This window comes from Maribacter polysaccharolyticus (genome assembly GCF_028882255.1).
Taxonomy (GTDB): Bacteria; Bacteroidota; Bacteroidia; order Flavobacteriales; family Flavobacteriaceae; genus Maribacter_A; species Maribacter_A polysaccharolyticus.
In genome coordinates this window covers 817,669-835,960 of sequence record NZ_JARBUY010000002.1, presented here as the reverse complement: position 1 = coordinate 835,960, position 18,292 = coordinate 817,669, and the positions used below count along the sequence as shown (strand labels likewise).

10 protein-coding genes are annotated in these 18,292 nt (G+C 41.9%); 2 read left to right on the top strand and 8 right to left on the bottom strand.

Features of this window, described 5'->3' with window-relative positions; translation table 11 throughout:
- The first annotated feature begins 3 nt into the window (after positions 1-3).
- Positions 4-1,794 (top strand): tetratricopeptide repeat-containing sensor histidine kinase, encoded by a 1,791-nt coding sequence (locus tag PHU20_RS09510; protein WP_274825120.1) that lies wholly within the window; start codon positions 4-6, stop codon positions 1,792-1,794.
- Between the two features lie 7 nt (positions 1,795-1,801).
- Positions 1,802-2,554, top strand: a complete 753-nt coding sequence (locus PHU20_RS09505; RefSeq protein WP_274825119.1) for a LytR/AlgR family response regulator transcription factor — start codon at positions 1,802-1,804, stop codon at positions 2,552-2,554.
- A 150-nt stretch (positions 2,555-2,704) separates the two neighbouring features.
- On the opposite strand, the gene PHU20_RS09500 is transcribed toward PHU20_RS09505, so the two are convergent.
- From PHU20_RS09500 to PHU20_RS09465, 8 genes are all read right to left on the bottom strand, one after another.
- Entirely contained in the window at positions 2,705-4,921 is a 2,217-nt protein-coding gene (locus PHU20_RS09500) for a GH92 family glycosyl hydrolase (RefSeq protein ID WP_274825118.1), read from the bottom strand.
- A gap of 56 nt (positions 4,922-4,977) precedes the next feature.
- Positions 4,978-6,645, bottom strand: a complete 1,668-nt coding sequence (locus PHU20_RS09495; protein WP_274825117.1) for a hypothetical protein — start codon at positions 6,643-6,645, stop codon at positions 4,978-4,980.
- Between the two features lie 23 nt (positions 6,646-6,668).
- Complete coding sequence (locus PHU20_RS09490; protein ID WP_274825116.1) at positions 6,669-8,999, bottom strand: family 20 glycosylhydrolase; 2,331 nt, start codon at positions 8,997-8,999, stop codon at positions 6,669-6,671.
- A gap of 9 nt (positions 9,000-9,008) precedes the next feature.
- Positions 9,009-11,111, bottom strand: a complete 2,103-nt coding sequence (locus tag PHU20_RS09485; protein WP_274825115.1) for a right-handed parallel beta-helix repeat-containing protein — start codon at positions 11,109-11,111, stop codon at positions 9,009-9,011.
- Positions 11,112-11,124: 13 nt separating this feature from the next.
- Positions 11,125-12,426: an alpha-L-fucosidase gene (locus PHU20_RS09480; protein WP_274825114.1), complete on the bottom strand. Its 1,302-nt coding sequence runs from the start codon at positions 12,424-12,426 to the stop codon at positions 11,125-11,127.
- A gap of 112 nt (positions 12,427-12,538) precedes the next feature.
- A complete protein-coding gene (locus PHU20_RS09475; protein ID WP_274825113.1) occupies positions 12,539-14,200 on the bottom strand; it encodes a glycoside hydrolase family 172 protein in 1,662 nt (553 codons plus the stop codon).
- A gap of 27 nt (positions 14,201-14,227) precedes the next feature.
- Complete coding sequence (locus PHU20_RS09470) at positions 14,228-15,775, bottom strand: sulfatase family protein (protein ID WP_274825112.1); 1,548 nt, start codon at positions 15,773-15,775, stop codon at positions 14,228-14,230.
- A gap of 175 nt (positions 15,776-15,950) precedes the next feature.
- Positions 15,951-18,281 (bottom strand): GH92 family glycosyl hydrolase, encoded by a 2,331-nt coding sequence (locus tag PHU20_RS09465; protein ID WP_274825111.1) that lies wholly within the window; start codon positions 18,279-18,281, stop codon positions 15,951-15,953.
- Between the last annotated feature and the right edge of the window lie 11 nt (positions 18,282-18,292).

Here is an 18,292-nt window from a genome sequence, read left to right as displayed (position 1 = left end):
CCATTGAACATCAAAAAAACCATTGTTCTTTTCCTGATTTTCTGTGCTCCAATACTGGGTTTTGCACAGGAAAAATCAATCGATTCCCTTAAAAATGAACTGGGAAAACATACTGAAAATGATACGTTGAGGGCTGCATTGCTTATAAAATTGGCGGAAAATATGACGTATTCCAGCCCTAATGAAGCTTTCCGGTATATAGAAGAAGCCATCACTATTTCATCAAAAGAAAAATGGATTGAAGGGAAAGCTATGTCCTACCGACAAAAAGGCAATCTTTTTTATGTTTTGGCAGATAACCTAAAGGCATTGGACATGTACCAAAAGGCATTGGTACTCAGTCAAATGACTTCAAACAAACAACTTGAATCGGGCCTTTTGGGCAATTTAGGGAACATTCATGCCGATTTAAAGGAATATGACCAGGCCTTGAATAATTACCGTGCCTACTTGGCAACAGCGCAAACTTTGGGCAGTAGGGCAGATGAAATCAAAGCCCTTTCCAATATTGCCATCATTTACAACGACACCGGAAAATTTGATGAGGGTGTTTCCTTCCTCGAGAAGGCCCTGGCCCTGGCCAAGCTTGAAGGGAACGATTTATTCATAGCTGCCATTACCAACAATCTTGCCTTGGCCTATAAAAATTCAGGCCAGCAAGAAAAAGCTCTTAGGTTCTATAAGGAAGCGGTTGATTTAGCCCAAGGGATAGACAACAAATATATTGAGGCGTCGGCCTTGAACAGTATCGGAAAAATAAATGTCCTGTTGAAAAAATTCAGCGTTGCCGAAAAAAATGCGAACAAGGCGCTTTCCCTTTCAAAAGAAATCGGGGCAATCGAATGGGAATCCGATTCATGGCAAGTACTTAGTCAAGTATATGAGCACTATGGTAAAAACGCCGAAGCCCTAAAGGCCTATAAAGAACATGTACAATTAAAGGACAGTGTGCTGAGTGAGGAAAAGAAATCTGAATTGACCCGAAAGGAAATGCAATTTCAGATGGAAAGACAGGAAGCCATGGCCCTTGAGGAAATAAAACGGCAACAATTTGTCAAAAATGGCTATTTGGTCGGGGCCATTTTTTTGGCGTTGATTTCCATCATCGCATATGTTCTTTATAAACGCAGACGGGATGCCATGGAAGAAAGGAAAGTCGCTGAATTCAACGCCAAAGTTGCCGAGACAGAGCTAAAGGCCCTGCGTTCCCAAATGAATCCCCATTTTATTTTCAATTCGCTCAATGCCATCAGCGATTTTATATCAAGAAACGATATGGAACAAGCAGATGACTATCTCGTGAAGTTTGCAAAACTAACACGTTCCATTCTAGAGAATTCGGAAAAAAAATGGATTACCTTGGAAGAGGACCTTGAATTGATGGAACTTTATATGCAGATTGAAACCCTTCGATTGGTAAATAAATTAACGTATAGGATAGCGGTAAGCGAATCCATTGACCCTGATAATACCCTGATACCGCCCCTCATGCTGCAGCCTTTCATTGAAAATAGCATTTGGCATGGCATAGCCCCTAAAAACTCCAATGGCAAAATCGACATTATCATTCAAAAAAAGGGAAACATGCTATTGTGCGTGGTAGAAGATAATGGAATCGGTCGACCTAAAACATCGCCCAATGGAATAAAGAAAAACCCATTGGGTCTCAAAATCACGGCCAACCGTATCGAAATCATCAATAAAATCAAAAACACCGATGGCTCCATTAAATTACTTGATAAAAAGGAAGGGGTACGTGTTGAAGTGTTAATACCCCTGGAAATTAAATTCTAACCACCATATGCTCAAAGCCATACTTATAGATGACGAACAGCACTGTATCAATCGATTGGAAGGATTGTTACGTAAAAACGCACCGGATATTGAAATCGTTGCACGTTGCAAGACCATAGAAGGGGCCAAAAGTGAAATATCCTTACAATCCCCCGACATTTTATTCTTGGATGTACAACTTGGAAGGGATACGGGGTTTGATCTGTTATCCCAAATCAATTATACTGATATTGAGGTGATATTCACTACTTCCTATGATAAATATGCATTAAAGGCCATTAAATTCTCCGCCTTGGATTTCCTATTGAAACCTATTGACCGATCGGATCTATCCCATGCCATCCAAAAATTGAAACGTTACAGAAACCTAAGGGATACATCTAAAAAAATAGAGGTATTATTATCCAATATCAAAGAAAACAATACGTCATCGGAAAGAATCGCCATTCCCACATTGGAAGGATATACCATGGTAGATACCAGGGATATTATCAGGTTTCAATCCGATGCCAATTATTCCCATATCCATTTAAAGTCCAATAACAAGATCACGGCCTCAAAGACCATAAAATATTTTGAGGAAATTTTAGCGCACCGAAACTTTTTCAGGGTACACAAATCCCATCTTGTAAATTTATCTTATGTGGAAACTTATGTCAAAGGCAAAGGAGGCTACATCACATTGAATGACGGAACAAAAATCGAAGTGGCCGTACGACGGAAAGAAGAACTGATCAAGAAATTGATCTCTAAAACTTAGTAAGACCGTACTTTCCGGTTTCGATCGTTGCTTATACGTTCCCAATAATACGGATAAAATTAAAATGGAATCCCCCATGGGGTCGGGCACCCAATCGCTTGTAGCATAGCCCTTGTCCCATGAAGCATTCCATTCTTACATCCCTCTAGCCTACAGTTCCTTATTGGGCTTATTGCCCAGTACAAAATGCAGCTCACCTCCCTGTACTATATCCTCATGGGTTATTGTAAGTTTGTCATAGGGTTTACCGTTCAGGGTAATGGATTGGATGTAGCAATTTTCTTTGGACTGGTTTTCCGTACTTATTACGAACTGTTTTCCTCCTTCCAAATTAATGGTAGCTGCTTCAACGAATGGTGAAGTAATGCTATATACCCCTTTTGCTGGGTTTATTGGGTATATACCCATTGAAGACAATACCAACCAAGCCGACATTTGTCCGCAATCCTCATTGCCACAATACCCATCGGGTTTGGTGCTATATTGTGTTTCAATGATCTTACGCACCATTTCTTGGGTTTTCCATGGCTTCCCTATGTTATTGTATAAAAAGGCCACATGATGGCTTGGTTCGTTCCCATGTGCATATTGCCCGATCATCCCTGTACTGAAAATCGGCAACTTATCGTTCGCTTCCGGATAATACGTAAACATGGAGTCTAACTTTACAGCAAACTCTTCCTTACCTACCGCTTGTTCCAAACCATCGATATCGTGAGGTACAAACCAGAAATACTGCCAAGCATTACTTTCGCAAAACTCCTTGGTGTATTCTTTTGGTGAAAACGGACTGATGAATTTCCCTTTTTCATCCTTAGGCCGGAAAAAAGAAGATTCGGGATCGTATAGATTTTTCCAATTATCGGCTCTTTCGGTAAAGGTCACAGCGATTTCATCCTTTCCCAAATCCTTGGCCAATTGGGCGATACACCAATCGTTGTATGCGTATTCCAAAGTTTTGGAAACCGACCAGTTTTCATGATGCTCCCCTGTTGGCACATACCCTAATCGCTTATACAGATCTATTTGCCTGCCATCTTCATTGGCGGAGGCTACACAAGCTTCCAATGCCTTTTCCGCATCCATGGGAATGCCCTTGAAATACGCATCTACGATTACGGGGACCGCATGGTAACCTATCATCATATTGGTTTCATTACCTGCCAAAGACCACACGGGCAACAAACCGGTTTCGTCGTAATGCGATAAAAAGGACTTTATCATATCCTCGGTTTCCTTAGGGGCTAAAAGGGTATATAAAGGATGTGTTGCCCTAAAGGTATCCCACAATGAAAAAGTATCGTACTTGTTATAGCCTTCCGCTATGTGGTTTTTGCCATCGGCTCCTTTGTAAGCCCCATCGATATCACTATGTAACGAGGGCGTCAAGAATACATGGTATAAATTGGTGTAGAACAATTCTTTTTGGGCTTCGGTGCCTTCAATAGTGATTTTGGACAGGAATTTCTCCCAAACCCCATCGATTTCCTTAACCGTTTTTTCAAAATCCCAATGTGGCAATTCCGCTTCCAAATTTTTCCTGGCCCCGTCTATACTTGCTGATGACAAGGCTACCTTAACCTTGATTTTTTCGCCATCGCCGGTTTTGTAATTCGCCACGATCTTGGTAAACTGACCGCTAACCGATTGCCCTTGGATTTCTTTTGAATCTTTGAACAATTGCCCACTGTCAAAAGGTTTTGAAAATTGCATCACAAAATAGACGCGCTGGTCGTTGGCCCATCCTTTTGATTTTCTATACCCCGAAATGGTTTGGTTATCTTCAATCGTGATTTTGGTATCCATGGGCTTGTCCCAATTTAAACTATAACCTAAATCGAGAATGATTTGACTTTTATCGTCCTTCGGAAAGGTGTATTGATGAAACCCCACACGAGAAGTCGTGGTCAATTCGGCTTTTATACCCGAACTTAAAAGATCTACCGCATAGTATCCCGGACCGGCTTCCTCCCTATCATGGGAGAATTTGGAGTACGGCCTGTACGCTCCTTCTGGGGTCAAACTTTCATTGAACCTGCTGTTTAAGGGCATGACCAATAAATCGTACATATCCCCTGCCCCGGTTCCCGAAAGGTGGGTATGGCTAAAACCTGCGATGGTAGAATCCGGATAAAAATAACCTGCAATCCTGTCCCAGCCCGGTAAACCGTTGTCCGGACTCAACTGTACCATTCCAAAAGGGGCCACAGCCCCAGGATAGGTGTTTCCCGGACCATCCGTTCCTGTAAAGGTGTTTACATAACTGGTCAATTTTTCCGCCGAAACTTCTTTTTCCTTTACCGTTTCCTGCTTACATGAAAGAACTCCTAACCCTATTAATATAAAAAAATAACCGTGATACTTCATTTTCTATTTTGGATTTAATCGGTTGATTTCAAATGATCCAACCAATCGTTTATCAATTATTCATTTCTCAATTCGTTTACCTTATCGTGCGCGTTATTGGCAATATGCCTATCATAATCCTGGGTATATAACGTGGCTATGCTACTATATTCCCCTGCCAGTTTATTGTAGTTTGCCCAAGCCTTATCATACGCTTTGATCCACTTTTTAACTTCTTTACCATTACCATTGGCTTCGGCATGTTGCATATAAACAAGGGTTCTATAAATGGTGTACAATCTTAAGCCGTACTCAGCCGATCCGATGGCATGGTTTTTCGTAGCCTCATTTTGCCAATCAATCGATTTGGCCAACTTGACTATTTCTTTCCATTTGGCTACGGATTCGTCTTTTTGCTCCAGGTTCCTTTTTTGTTGTAATTCCCCTTTTACCACCATTGGCCAGGCAATGCCTTGATCTCGTGTCCACCAAGGGTTCATATCCCTGAACGTACTGTTCCTTCCCCTTACCACTGCTTCGGCAGAAAGCAAAGCCAATTTTCTGAATTTAGCGATATCATCTCCCTTTAGATGTAACCGTTCAGTTGCATACCTGTTGAAAACAAACTCCTCACTTTTATCGGTATGTAAAGCCCATTGTGCCATTACCCAAGAATTCAAATCGCACCACATTTCATCTTTGATGTAAGGACCATTCCATCCTCCGCCCCTCGACCATGTCCAGACACCGGCATATAATCCAGGTTTTGTTTCAACAAACTCCTCAATACTATTGATTTGCCCTTCGGGCATTCTTGCATGCTCTTCAAAACCTTCGATAACACCATTGGCGATATAGTTGGGGTAGGCCCCTTTTCCTTCGTATTCGCGAGCGGATTGTACTTCTATGATTTGGGGATGGCGCCCTTGACCGATTACCTTACTGAAGGCATTGGATCTATGAAAATCACCTTCACAGTGCTTAACACTGATAATCAAATTTTTATGGGGAGCTATGGCATCACTTACTTTTAGGTAATCTTCCAAATTCACATCGAACGCACCCCAAGTCCTAAAGATCAACTGCTTGTCCCTTTTTTCACAAATTTCTTCCTTAAGGAGCTGCATTAATGGAATGATCGTTTTTTCAGGGCTTTTTTTATTAGCTATAGCGCCTAAATGGTAGGGGGCATCATGCAAATACGTTTCACCGATACGCACTACCAAGCCGTCCAAATCCGGAAATTGATCGAACATTTCATTGATTTGGGCCCGTATCAACTTTTCGGTCAAAGGGTCATTAGGATTCCCAAAGGTTTCCTCGATACCGTATTTTGCTATTAATCGCTTCGGAAACAAAACCAAATCGGACATCGCAAAAATCTTCATATCCTGTGCTCTACAGGCCTTATGCATTTGTTTTATCTGTTTCGCCTTTGCGTCTACCCATTTCCGATCTTCCGAACCTTTGGGTAAAATATCGGGATCTACCGATTCCCAATCAATTGCCAAGGCAGGGGATTCGAAAAGGAAATAAACCTTCCCGTTGTAGCCCATTTCCTTGATTACTTTTGGGTCGTTATAAACGGACTGATATGGGGCCTCTCCCGGATTATGGTGCACCATATCCAAGACCAAAGGCCCAAAATCCATATTTTGGGTCTGACCATAAACATGCTCACCCACAAAAGCCATACATATTAAAATTAACAGTGCCGCACATTTCCCTATTCCCTGTCTACTCATTTTTATTCTCTTAATATTGATAATTAAAAACCTGTAATTTCTGAATTAATGGACTGTAGTTCTTCCCCTTGTAAACCATACCACGCATTTATCACCCTTGGGTTATCGCTAGGTCTGTATTTTATGGTTATGGGATGCCAACCTTTTTTCAAGGCTACCTTTCCATACCGTTTTCTTGGACCGTGCCATCCACTATTATCCACTACCAACGTATCACCGATAAATAAATGATCACCACCATCCGATCGGGTTTCAAACTCATAAATTCCATCCTCCTCGGCATGGAAATACCCGGAAAATACCATATTGAACTTTTTACCTTCCTTATAGTCGGCCAGATCGACACTATCGACCTTTTGCCAAGCCTGACCCTTATTTAATTTCAAGTCGGCCACCTTCTTGTATTTCCCTTTAAGGATAAATCTTTTCAATCCCTTTTCTGTTGGCATTACCCCGACAGGATCCAAATACGATTTTTGGATCACTTTCGTTTTCTTGATGTCGTTATAAATATCCCCTTTATAGGCCCTCGCTTTGATTTCAACGGTATCGGATACCGCGAATGGCCCCGAATATCGCAATGATCCTTTTGTGGGTACAGACCCGTCAGTGCTGTAAAAAATCTCCACGCCTTCCAACGGATAGGCAAGATCCAATTTAACCTTGATACTATCTACAAGCGCCAAGTCCTTATCCAGTCCCTTAACAATAGGGATGTAATAATAAACCCCAAGTTCCTCCAATCTGGGGTACTGTTTTTCAACCCTGGTGTTGAACGCGTCAAAATCCTTGTTTATCTTTTGCGCCCAGGCATTTTCCGCCACTGCGATCATTCTGGGAAAAGCTTGGTATTGCAACCGCTTAAAACTGGGTATCCATTCGGACCAAAGGTTGGCCTGTATGCCCAGGACATTGGCTTCCTCCTTTGCTGTAAAACTTTTTGGCACGGGCTCATAGTTATAGATTTTCTCCAACGGATTCCCATCGTTCAAATAATCGAAATAATAGGCATCCGTAGTTGTAAGGACCACATCATTGCCTTGCTCCGCAGCTTTTTTGGGAGCCTCTGGGCGCCAACCCCTCCACCACATTATGGTAGCGTCTTTGGTAAGGCCACCTTCTACGATTTCATCCCATCCCATAAGTTTTTTCCCTTTGGAATGTAAAAACCGTTCAATATCCCTATTGAAATGCGATTGTAATTCGTGCTCGTCCTTCAATCCATTATCGTTGATGGCCTTTTGGCATAACGGACATTTTTCCCAAGATTTGATGTTGACCTCATCACCCCCAATATGCACATACTCCGCTGGGAAAATATCCACCACTTCGGTCAAGATATCCTTCATGAATTCATAGGTGGATTCTTTACCCAAACAAGCCGGGTAGGTAAAAACCGTGTCCCATCCCGATTTTCCATCGCACGACAGGAAAGGATAGTTATCTATGGCCGATTTAAAATGACCTGGCATATCTATTTCCGGTATTATGGTAATGCATCTATCATCGGCATAAGCCACAATATCCTTTAATTCTTCTTGGGTAAAAAATCCGCCATACTTGCGTTCCCCATCCACTTCCTTGAATTTTGCCGGATCAATGGTGTACAGATCGTTTTCCACTGCCCTGGTATTGCAAATCGTATCCTGATTGTTGGGAATTCTCCATGCCCCTTTTTCGGTCAATAGGGGATACTTTTTTATCTCCATACGCCATCCTTGATCATCGGTAAGGTGCATATGGTAGGTGTTCATTTTATAAAGCGCCAAATAATCCAAGAATTGCTTCACTTCATCCACATCAAAGAAATGGCGGCTAAAATCGGTATGCATTCCGCGCCATTCAAACCTAGGTTCGTCCTGTATGTCGACACTGGGAACATACCAATCCGTATCAACTACCCCATTTTGCTCAATTTCCTTCGGCAAGAGTTGCCTTATGGTTTGTACCGCATTGAAGAAACCCGATGCTTCAGTGGCTTCAATAGTGATTTTATCCGGATTCACATGTAAACCATATCCGCCATTCTTAAAACCTTCCTTGGTAATGAAAACGATTCCTTTTTCCAGGATTCCCGAACTTTTTTCCAGTGTAAAACCAGCTGCTTTCCCTAACAGCCCGTTGAGAAAACCTACGGCCTTATCCGAAATACCGTCCGATTGTGCCAATGGTGTTTTCGCACTTATTTCAAAGGAACCCTCTCCTAAGGTAAAATTCAAGGGTTTGGGAATAATGGCAATGTCATCTTCCGTAAAACCCGGGTTTGGGGTGTTACAGGAAATTATAAGGATCGTTACCCATAGGGGCAGTAACCTTTGCGCCATTCTTACTGTTGAAGTGATTGATTTTTTCATTTGCTCTAGTTATCGCTGTATATTAAGTTTTAAGTTTTTTTCCACGGTAGCATCAAAAGCCTCCTTCATGGCTTGCGGTATGTCTGCCTTGGCATGCCATTCTTCACTACCGTAAACCCCCGCCTTTGCATAATCAAAAGGCTTGAAATGAATTTTCCTTATAGCCGATTTCGATGTAAATCGAAAATCAAAGCCAGCAGTATCCACGAACTTCGGATCCGTTATTTTACTGTTACGGTCGAATCCCAGGTTCTTCCACGCTGTGTAATCCTTTCCATTAAAATCGTACTGATTTCCAGATACATTCCAATAGATATTCTTGTCCAAATGGGCATTTACTTCATCCCATGCGCCTTTGGCGACCATGCCTTCCTTGAATATAACAATGTTATTCGTAAAAGTGAACGACTTATGTTCTTCGGCTACCGTGCATTGCATTTGATATTTATGGGCAAAGGCCAATATATTGTTTTCCACCACATTATCCTTTCCATAATTTTGCTGAAATCCACCGGTTTTGGTATTGTAAACCAAATTATCCTTGAAAGTGACACCGGTAGTGCCCTCATCCGCATAGAGTCCCCATCCTCCATAAGAATACGCATGGATATGGTGTACCCTGTTGTTCGTTACGGTAGTGCCTTCGGATGGACCCAGGGTGTATATACCGGCCATATCACTCAATAAATTCCATCCAATATGGTGCAGATGATTATAGGCAATGGTATTCCTCTTGGCCAAACTGGGTTTATAGCCCCAAACCCAACCTACGGAAATACCCGTATAGTAAAAATCAGCGATATCATTATGGGTTATTTCATTGTCGGAACTATGCCCTACCCATACCCCTACGGCCGGCGGAAATTCCTGTCCGCCATGTAGTATGATATTATTGTCTACCGTTATGTGGTGGGTATGGTATTTACCTTCCAAGGCTTTGAAAGACCCCAAATAAACACCTCCCCCCCCAAGATCATGTAGGTAATTGTGTCGTACTTTGCTAGAATGGGTCCCCTCTCCCAACCAAATGGCATGCTGACCGATATTGGCCACCTCACAATCGGTTATTGCAATATGGTGGGCCCCTTCCGTATAAATGGCAGCATTGATACTCGCTGCGGCCTGCGTAGGCTCGTAACCGGTCAAAGGAATCCCATAATGACAATGCATGAACCTGAGTCCTTTTATTTTGATATGGGCAACGAAGCTTTCCGATTCCACATCCCCGACCATACGTACCAAATTCTCCAATACCGGGGCTATAAAGGTGGTATTTTCCAAAGTTTCCCCTTTTAAGGGGATGTAAGAGAGCACCCCTTCCTTACTTAAAAACCACTCTCCGGGAGCATCAAGGGCCGCCTTGTAATTTTCAAAAACCACCCTTTTTCCCTTTTTAAGTTCATTCCACGGTTTCATTCCCCTACCGGAAGAGACCACTTTAAAGCTGTCTATATCGATATCGGAAATATGCCTTAGCGTATAATCCCATTTATGGTATGCCTTAAAGCGAATAAAAGGCATATCCGCTACGGTAACTTTTTTTAAAGGCTCAAAGCTTTCCGCTGTGAAAAACAGTTCTTGCTGCGCCTTTGCAGGATAGGGACTGCCCTTTACCCAAGTGGTTTGGGTAACGGTGTCCAATTTCAGGAACCCTTTATTGGGGGTTCGCGCCAGGGTCGCCCGCTTACCATTGACATACAATTGATCGAAACGCCATTTGTAATAACCGGCTTCGGGAATCTTTGCTTGCCAAACCCCGTTCCCCAAAACTTTGAATCCCGTGATCTTTTTACCGCCACTAAATAGGGGACTGGCACCTTCTGCCGCCGTATAGGTTATGGGATGTTCCTGTGTCCCACTATCCTCCGGGCCAAGTTCAAAAGGTTCCTTCATCACATAATAACCATCCTGTACAACTACGGTATAGGATTGGGGTTGCCCCATTGCCGCCTTGTGGGCCCTAATGGCATCCCTGGCGGCATTCAAGGTCGCAAACGGATGCGTTTCGGTTCCCGGATTACCATCGGCCCCTAAGGGGGAAACGTAGAACCTTACCTGGGCATTAAGGAAATTGGAAATTAAAATGAATAAAATTAGAAACCTAAATCCCATTCTTGGTAGCTTATTATCTGGTTTCCATCTTATAAATGGTATCTATACGGTCTGCATCCAATGCACCGGTATATAGAAAAAGTCCTTCTTTTACTTGCTTGAACCTGATTTTGGTCCCCCCATCGAAACTGGTCACCGATTTAACCTTCTCCTTGAGCTCGGGAATAAAAACATAGGGTTCGGTAGGGGCATCCAGCACGTGCACATACAAGGTCTTGTCCTTTTTGGTAATGGTACCCCATTCCTGTGAGTTGATGACCCCTCCTCTGGTGCCATAGATACTTTCACCATAAGTACCGGTCCATTCCCCGATTTCACTTAAGGTATCAACAAATTCCGGTTGTATTTTACCGTTTGGCATGGGACCTACGTTTAACAGTAAGTTACCGTTTTTACCCGCCGCATTGACCAGAAAGTGGATCAATTTTTTCGTGCTCTTGAACTTTTTGTCATAGATGCTATACCCCCATTTCCCGGCCATGGTAGCACAGGACTCCAAGGGCAATTGGCTAACCTGTACCCCATCACTGTAACCGCCGTGGTTTTCCCCTGGCAGATCACGTTCAAAGGTCTGTACATCTTCCCCGGCAATGGGTTGTATATGGTGGTTGTTGGCGATAAGGGTATTCGGACTCAGCTCATGGATCAAACTATAGATTTCATTATACTTCCAATCCGCTTGTTTTTGGTCCCAATGGCCATCAAACCAAATAAGACCTATCTCCCCATAATTGGTCAACAATTCCGTCAATTGGGCCTTCATGAAATCTATGTATTCGTTCCAAGCTTCAGCATCGCCTTTTTTACCCTTTTTATAATCATCACGTTTCCAATCCAACAAGGAATAATAGAAATTCAGCTTGATACCTTCCTTTTTACAGGCCTCTGCCAATGCTTTTAACGGGTCTTTTCCGTAAGGCGAAGCATCCACAATGTTAAAATCGCTCGCATCGGTATCGAACATACTAAAGCTATCATGGTGTCTAGTGGTAATCGTAATATATTTCATTCCGGCGGCCTTGGCCAACTTTACCCACTCTTCGGGATCATAATCCTGCGGATTGAAAAAATCAGCCAAACGCTCATAGTTATCCGCTTGGATCTTTTTAAGGAACATGACCCATTCCCCATCTGCCAAAACGCTGTACACGCCCCAGTGGATGAACATCCCGAACTTCATGTCCTGAAATTCCTTTCGGGCCTGTAAATTACCTTCGGTGGGGGTATAATCCGGCATTGGGAAATCATAGTGTTTTTGCGCACTTACACCTGTAACAAAGGCACTTAGTAGTAGTATTGAAAATATCTTCTTCATCTTCTTATAGTTAATTTGATTTTTGATCATTCCTTAATTTATTTTTTATTAAACCTTATGTTAGCCATCCTTCCATAGCGTGGGACAACCCTTTAAAATGCCTTAGCCTTTCCTAATCGATTATTTCCTTGGTCGTACGTAATAAATCCGTCACCGCTTCCGGATCTGCTTTACGATTGGAAATTGTATTGGCATCACCATACCAATAGACCCCCACACCATATTCCATATCACATTTTGTCCAACTCCAAATTTCCATATCCAATTGAAGGGAGCTACCAAAAGGCATGCCATCCAAAGAACGCGTACGGGTTTCCGTGCTGTATTTTTGGGTATTTCGGGTACCAAACTCAGCTTCGGTTTTCCTATGGTTCTTATTGTAAACATTGGAATTGGGTTGCGCATGGAATGGATGCTCATAGAAATCGTTGCTCATTCCTCCCCAAGAATACCCATAGTAGTCTTCTGTTCCCGTTCCAAAAATGGATGGGAAATCTTCCCCATCGACCCAAATTTTTTCATCGCCTTCTCCCCACCATCTTTTTACAGGATTCCAAATGGTCAATGCATCCCCAACGTAAACACCCCTTCCTTTTAGTGTAACATAATTCCAATCGGAAAACGGTCTTGTGGATACAGGATATTCCCCTCTCCATGCCGCATTAAAGTACATACTACGATCGTCCCAGTCATAATCCCCTACTACTGCTTTTAGCTTTACCTCCACAGGTTGGGTGCCGAGGTTGAGAATGGAAATTTTTCCCGCCTTTTGATAGGGCATTACCCATCTGCTAGACATGGTACCATCGTTAGCAACTGTTCTATACCATCCTTGAAACGGATTTAATCCTATACCACTACCAAAAAAATCCCCAATTGGGCACCAAACGGTTTCTTTCCCATCAAACTCCATTTTCAATACCACAGAACGTGTAACGGTAGAGTCTTTATAACTCCCTAACTTTAATGCTAAATCCCTTATTGCTTTTGTACCTTCAGGCAGCTTTAGCAATTTTTCCTCTCCCTGTTTTAAAGTTTCTTTTAATTGAAGAGTTTCCCCTTTTTCTGCACCTTTAGGGGATAATAAAGCCTCGCCGACCTTTTTTATCAATTCGGTTTCTTTATTGAAATCTTCTAAAGTAAACGTTTTTATTTCAGTTCCCTCGGCATAGGCACGATAGGTGAATTGATAGAAAAATGGTTGTTCGGTTACGGTTATTTTACAGCTTTTGGCATAGGCTATAGGGAAAAAAGATACCGAAGAGCGTAACGATTTATGTGCAAAAGGAAATGGGAACAAGCCGGTTCCGTTTAAAAGCCCAAGCATATTGCCTTCCAAAACAGGTTCTTCAGCGCCATCCAAATAAATTCTAATGATATTGGTTGTATTTGGTTCTTTGGGATTTAAGAAAGGCATCCATGTACGAACGATAGCTCCCGGACCTTTATGATCCATTAATACCCATTCTTTTTCGCCATTATTCTCTTCAACCCGAACAAAATTCCCTGTGATTTTCTTTGAATTGAAATCTTCATTGAAAAACCATCCCACCGTATCATTCGGTGTTTTTGAAGCTCTGTTGTAACTACTTTCTTGTTTTAAGCGAAAATCATGCTTGGGGAATCTCGATATCGCTTCACGATCTATCATTTCAAGCAATAGAGACTCTATTGATACCAATTCTTCTTTGTTCGCTGAAGCACAAGAACTTAACATCACAACACTAATTGTAATTATAATTACAGACTTAAAATGTTTTAACAATAGATCCATCTATTTTACTTTTTGACTGTTTTTAATTTAATTTTTGTACGATTTTAAAAGTTCTTCCATCCCGATTGCTATTTCAGGAAACTTATTGTACACATTCGTTGTTTGATGGGGATCGTTTTCAAGATCGTACAATTGAGCAGGAGGCGCATCTTTTTTTATTTTTCCGTTTTCAATATCACTATTAATTTGTCCTGCAAATTCTATAGCCTTTGGCCCTCCAAAAGCATGTGCACCGTATTTTCCACTACTAAACCCGCCTGCACCTCTTGCCCCTATAAACATCCATTTTCCTTTTCTAACGGACAGATGCGATTTTTTAAGAGGAGCGAGTAGCACTTCTTCCCGTATTTGTGCATCCGTATTCCCTAGGATAACATCTAACATATCAATACTATCCCTTCCTTGGTTTTCATCAAACTGCTGTCCTGTCAGAGCCGAAAAAGTAGACAGCATATCAACATTACAAATGAGTTGGCCCGACACCTCTCCGGCCTTAATTTTTCCCGGCCAATGTGCAATAAACGGCACACGATGCCCGCCTTCCCAGACATCAAATTTAAACCCTAACAATTCACCATTGGGTTTGTGCCCTTGTTGCCATGTTCTTTGTCCTGTGGCATTAAACATGCCTCCATTATCACTGGTAAAAATTACCAGCGTATTTTCATCTTCTCCCATCTCCTTAACCGTTTTCATAACCTCACCGACTATCCAATCCAATTCATGAACAAAATCGCCATAAATACCGCAATTGCTTGTTCCTACAAATTGGGGTGCCGGCGTAAACGGATGATGGATATTCGTTGTTGCCAAATACAGAAAAAACGGTTTGTCTATTTGCTGCTTCATCCAACTCAAGGCTTTTTCTGTTAAACGGGTGCCAACTTGTTCGTCTATATACAAACCATGTGCCTTATCCGCTCCTCCGATAGCATCGAGTTTCATTTTTTCAAAAACTTCCTGTGTTTTTGCTTTTTTACCATAAATGAAAGGATCATCTTCAACGAAACCTACTACATGATGGTTTTCAACATATACAAAGGGAGGGTGACTATTTACAACAGGAACACCATAGTAATAATCGAACCCAAGCTCATTAGGTCCAGGTGTTAAAGGCTTATTCCAATCTACAGGCTCGGTTTCTCCAAAACCTAGGTGCCACTTACCAATACAAGCTGTGGAATAGCCTGCTTTTTTTAGCAAAGAGGCAATTGTTTCTTTTTGAGTATCTATAACCAACTTGCTTTTAAGAAAAACGGGCGCATTTAAGTTTCCATGCCTAATAGGATATTCCCCTGTTAGAAGCGCATAGCGAGATGGTGTACATACCGCTGAAGCCGAATGTGCATCTGTAAATCTGCGTCCTTCTTTAGCCAACCGATCAATATTTGGGGTATTCAGTAAACTTGCACCATAGCTACTGAGGTCTCCATAACCTAAATCGTCTGCATTTATAAGTATGATGTTAGGAGGTTGCTGACTTTGGGCTGAAACACCACCGACCAATATCAGCAATATGAATACTACCGAACTGATTGATAGTAATTTATTGTTATTCAGCATCAATTCATTCATTCTTTTATGCCTTAATTTCCCCTACGGGTCTTTTATTGTTTTCTAGATCTTTATAAAAAGCGTTTGCTTTTCGGTTGTTCACAAGCCATACATAACAAAACCAGCGATGAGCACACTATTTTACTCTTCATTTGTTTTATGGACTTCAATGGGATTGGTGTCATCATTATCCCTTTTATATCTTTGGTTCTGGACCCATTTCAAATTCCAAAACACCACCTTTGGTGATTTCTTCGTGAGAAATCCAAAAGCGATCCAATGGTTTTCCATTCAATTTGATTGTTTGTATATAAATATTTTCTTTTGAATTGTTATGGGCGATAATCCTGAATGTTTTTCCTGAATAATAGTTGCTGTCCAATTTAATTTCGACATCATTGAAAACCGGACTCGTGATTTGGTATTTATTATCCCCCGGATTTATGGGATGAATACCAATGGAAGCCAACACATACCACGCAGACATTTGACCTACATCCTCATTACCGCATAATCCGTAAGCATCGATACCGTAAGCCTTATCACAAATTTTACGGGTATATTTTTGGGTCAAGTGCGGTACACCGGCTTCATTGAACATAAACGGTACATGATGCACAGGTTCATTGGCATGGTTGTAATAGTTATTCCAAAGAAAGTCTTCGGGCGTGTTTTCAAAAAAAGTGATCAATTCATTTTTAAAAGCTTCTTCACCACCCATCAAAGTCTTTAACCCATCGATATCGTGGGGCACAAACCAACCTTGTTGAAACGGATTACTTTCAATACACCCTTGGCCATGAACGGTTTTCCCTTTCCATTCCAACCAAGTTCCGGTACTGTCCTTAGCCCTAAACCAGTTGACTTCATCGTTCCAGATATTCTTATAATTTTTACTTTTTTCGAAATAGGTTTCGGCAATCCCATTTTTGCCCAACGCTTGTGCAAAGGTTGCCAACGCCCAATCGGAATAGGCATACTCCAAGGTTTTGGAAATGTGCTTGTGTGAATACCCTAACTCACCATTTCCTGTGTTGTTCACCGTGTTCAATGAATACTCAAAGGCTTTTTCCACATCGTAGTTACGAATTCCTTTTTGGTAAGCATCGTTAATTACCGAAACTGCCGGATTCCCCAACATTACGCCCGAATAGGAATTCAGCATTTCCCAGCGTGGTAAATATTCGCGACCACTTAACGCTGCCATTTGTAATAGGGAATTGATTTCATCATCGACCAATGCAGGATTGATAATGGTTTGCAACGGAAATTGTGAACGAAACACATCCCAACCACTAAAAATAGTACGGTAAGTAAAATTATCGGTTTGGTGCACTTGTTTATCGGCCCCTATATAGTTTCCGTTTACGTCTGAAAAAGCCCGAGGATCGATTAAGGTATGATAAAGTGCGGTGTAAAAAATGGTTTTTTCCCTATCGGTTGCACCGGATACCGCTATGTTTGAAATGGCCGTACTCCATAAGTCACGTGCTTCTTGCCTGGTTTTGTCGAAATCCCAATGATCGATATCGTGCTCGAGATTTTCCTTGGCACCTGCGATACTCACGAATGAAATGCCGCTTTTCACCAACACCTGTTCACCTTCTTTTGTGCTGAAATCGGTATAAAACCCTAAATGCTTGCCTTGCATTTCATTTCTACCTTTAAAAATTTCGGCATTTTTAACTGCATCCTGATAATTATCCCTTCTGATAAAACGCATCTTTCTAGGCACGTCAGGAATATCGGCACTCCATATTCCGTAGTCTTTTAACGGCTTGCTAAATTGGCAATGGAAATACACCACGTAATCGGCGTTACCGGCCCCAGCGCCCCAGCCACCACCTTCCGGGGGACATTTCATCCAGCCTTCAATCGTGTTTTCGTCAACTACCCTGATGTATTGTTCCGTTGATGTACCACCAACGCGACGTGATAAATCGATTTGAATTCGTGAACTGTCATTTTCCGGATAAGTGAATCTGATTATTCCTGCCCTTGGTGCCGCCGTCAATTCCGCCTTTACTTTATAATCGGCTAAAGTCACTGCGTAATAGCCTGCTTTGGTTACCTCGGTATCATGTGAAAACCGAGATCGGTAACCATCTTCCGGGTTTTCAGGAACACCTCTATTCGTATGTAATTTACCGGTTGTGGGCGTCACTAAAAAGTTGCCCAAATCGCCAAACCAACCTACACCGCTCATATGTGTAAAACTGAAACCTTCGAGTGTTGGATGCTCGTACGAATAGCCCGAACCATTATCACCACCCGTAAAAGTATCCGGACTTAATTGTACCAAGCCAAAAGGGGTTGCGGCACCCGGAAATGTTTTTCCAAAACCATGGGCATCTTTGGATTTTTTCCCATAGGTAATGGCTCCAATAATAGGGTCTATATAATCTACCGGTTGCTTTTCCTGTTGTACTTTTTCGTTTGTCGGTTTTGCCGTGGAACAAGAAACCATGACTAGAACGCCTAGTACAAAACAAATCGTAACCGCTATTTTTCTTTTTCCTATTAACATAAAATCCTTGT

What these genes read in the sequence shown, in the direction of transcription:
- PHU20_RS09505 (WP_274825119.1), top strand. Translation starts at nt 1,802, where the DNA reads ATGCTCAAAGCCATACTTATAGATGACGAACAGCACTGTATCAATCGA.
- PHU20_RS09500 (WP_274825118.1), bottom strand. Translation starts at nt 4,921, where the DNA reads ATGAAGTATCACGGTTATTTTTTTATATTAATAGGGTTAGGAGTTCTT.
- PHU20_RS09495 (WP_274825117.1), bottom strand. Translation starts at nt 6,645, where the DNA reads ATGAGTAGACAGGGAATAGGGAAATGTGCGGCACTGTTAATTTTAATA.
- PHU20_RS09490 (WP_274825116.1), bottom strand. Translation starts at nt 8,999, where the DNA reads ATGAAAAAATCAATCACTTCAACAGTAAGAATGGCGCAAAGGTTACTG.
- PHU20_RS09485 (WP_274825115.1), bottom strand. Translation starts at nt 11,111, where the DNA reads ATGGGATTTAGGTTTCTAATTTTATTCATTTTAATTTCCAATTTCCTT.
- PHU20_RS09480 (WP_274825114.1), bottom strand. Translation starts at nt 12,426, where the DNA reads ATGAAGAAGATATTTTCAATACTACTACTAAGTGCCTTTGTTACAGGT.
- PHU20_RS09475 (WP_274825113.1), bottom strand. Translation starts at nt 14,200, where the DNA reads ATGGATCTATTGTTAAAACATTTTAAGTCTGTAATTATAATTACAATT.
- PHU20_RS09470 (WP_274825112.1), bottom strand. Translation starts at nt 15,775, where the DNA reads ATGAATGAATTGATGCTGAATAACAATAAATTACTATCAATCAGTTCG.
- PHU20_RS09465 (WP_274825111.1), bottom strand. Translation starts at nt 18,281, where the DNA reads ATGTTAATAGGAAAAAGAAAAATAGCGGTTACGATTTGTTTTGTACTA.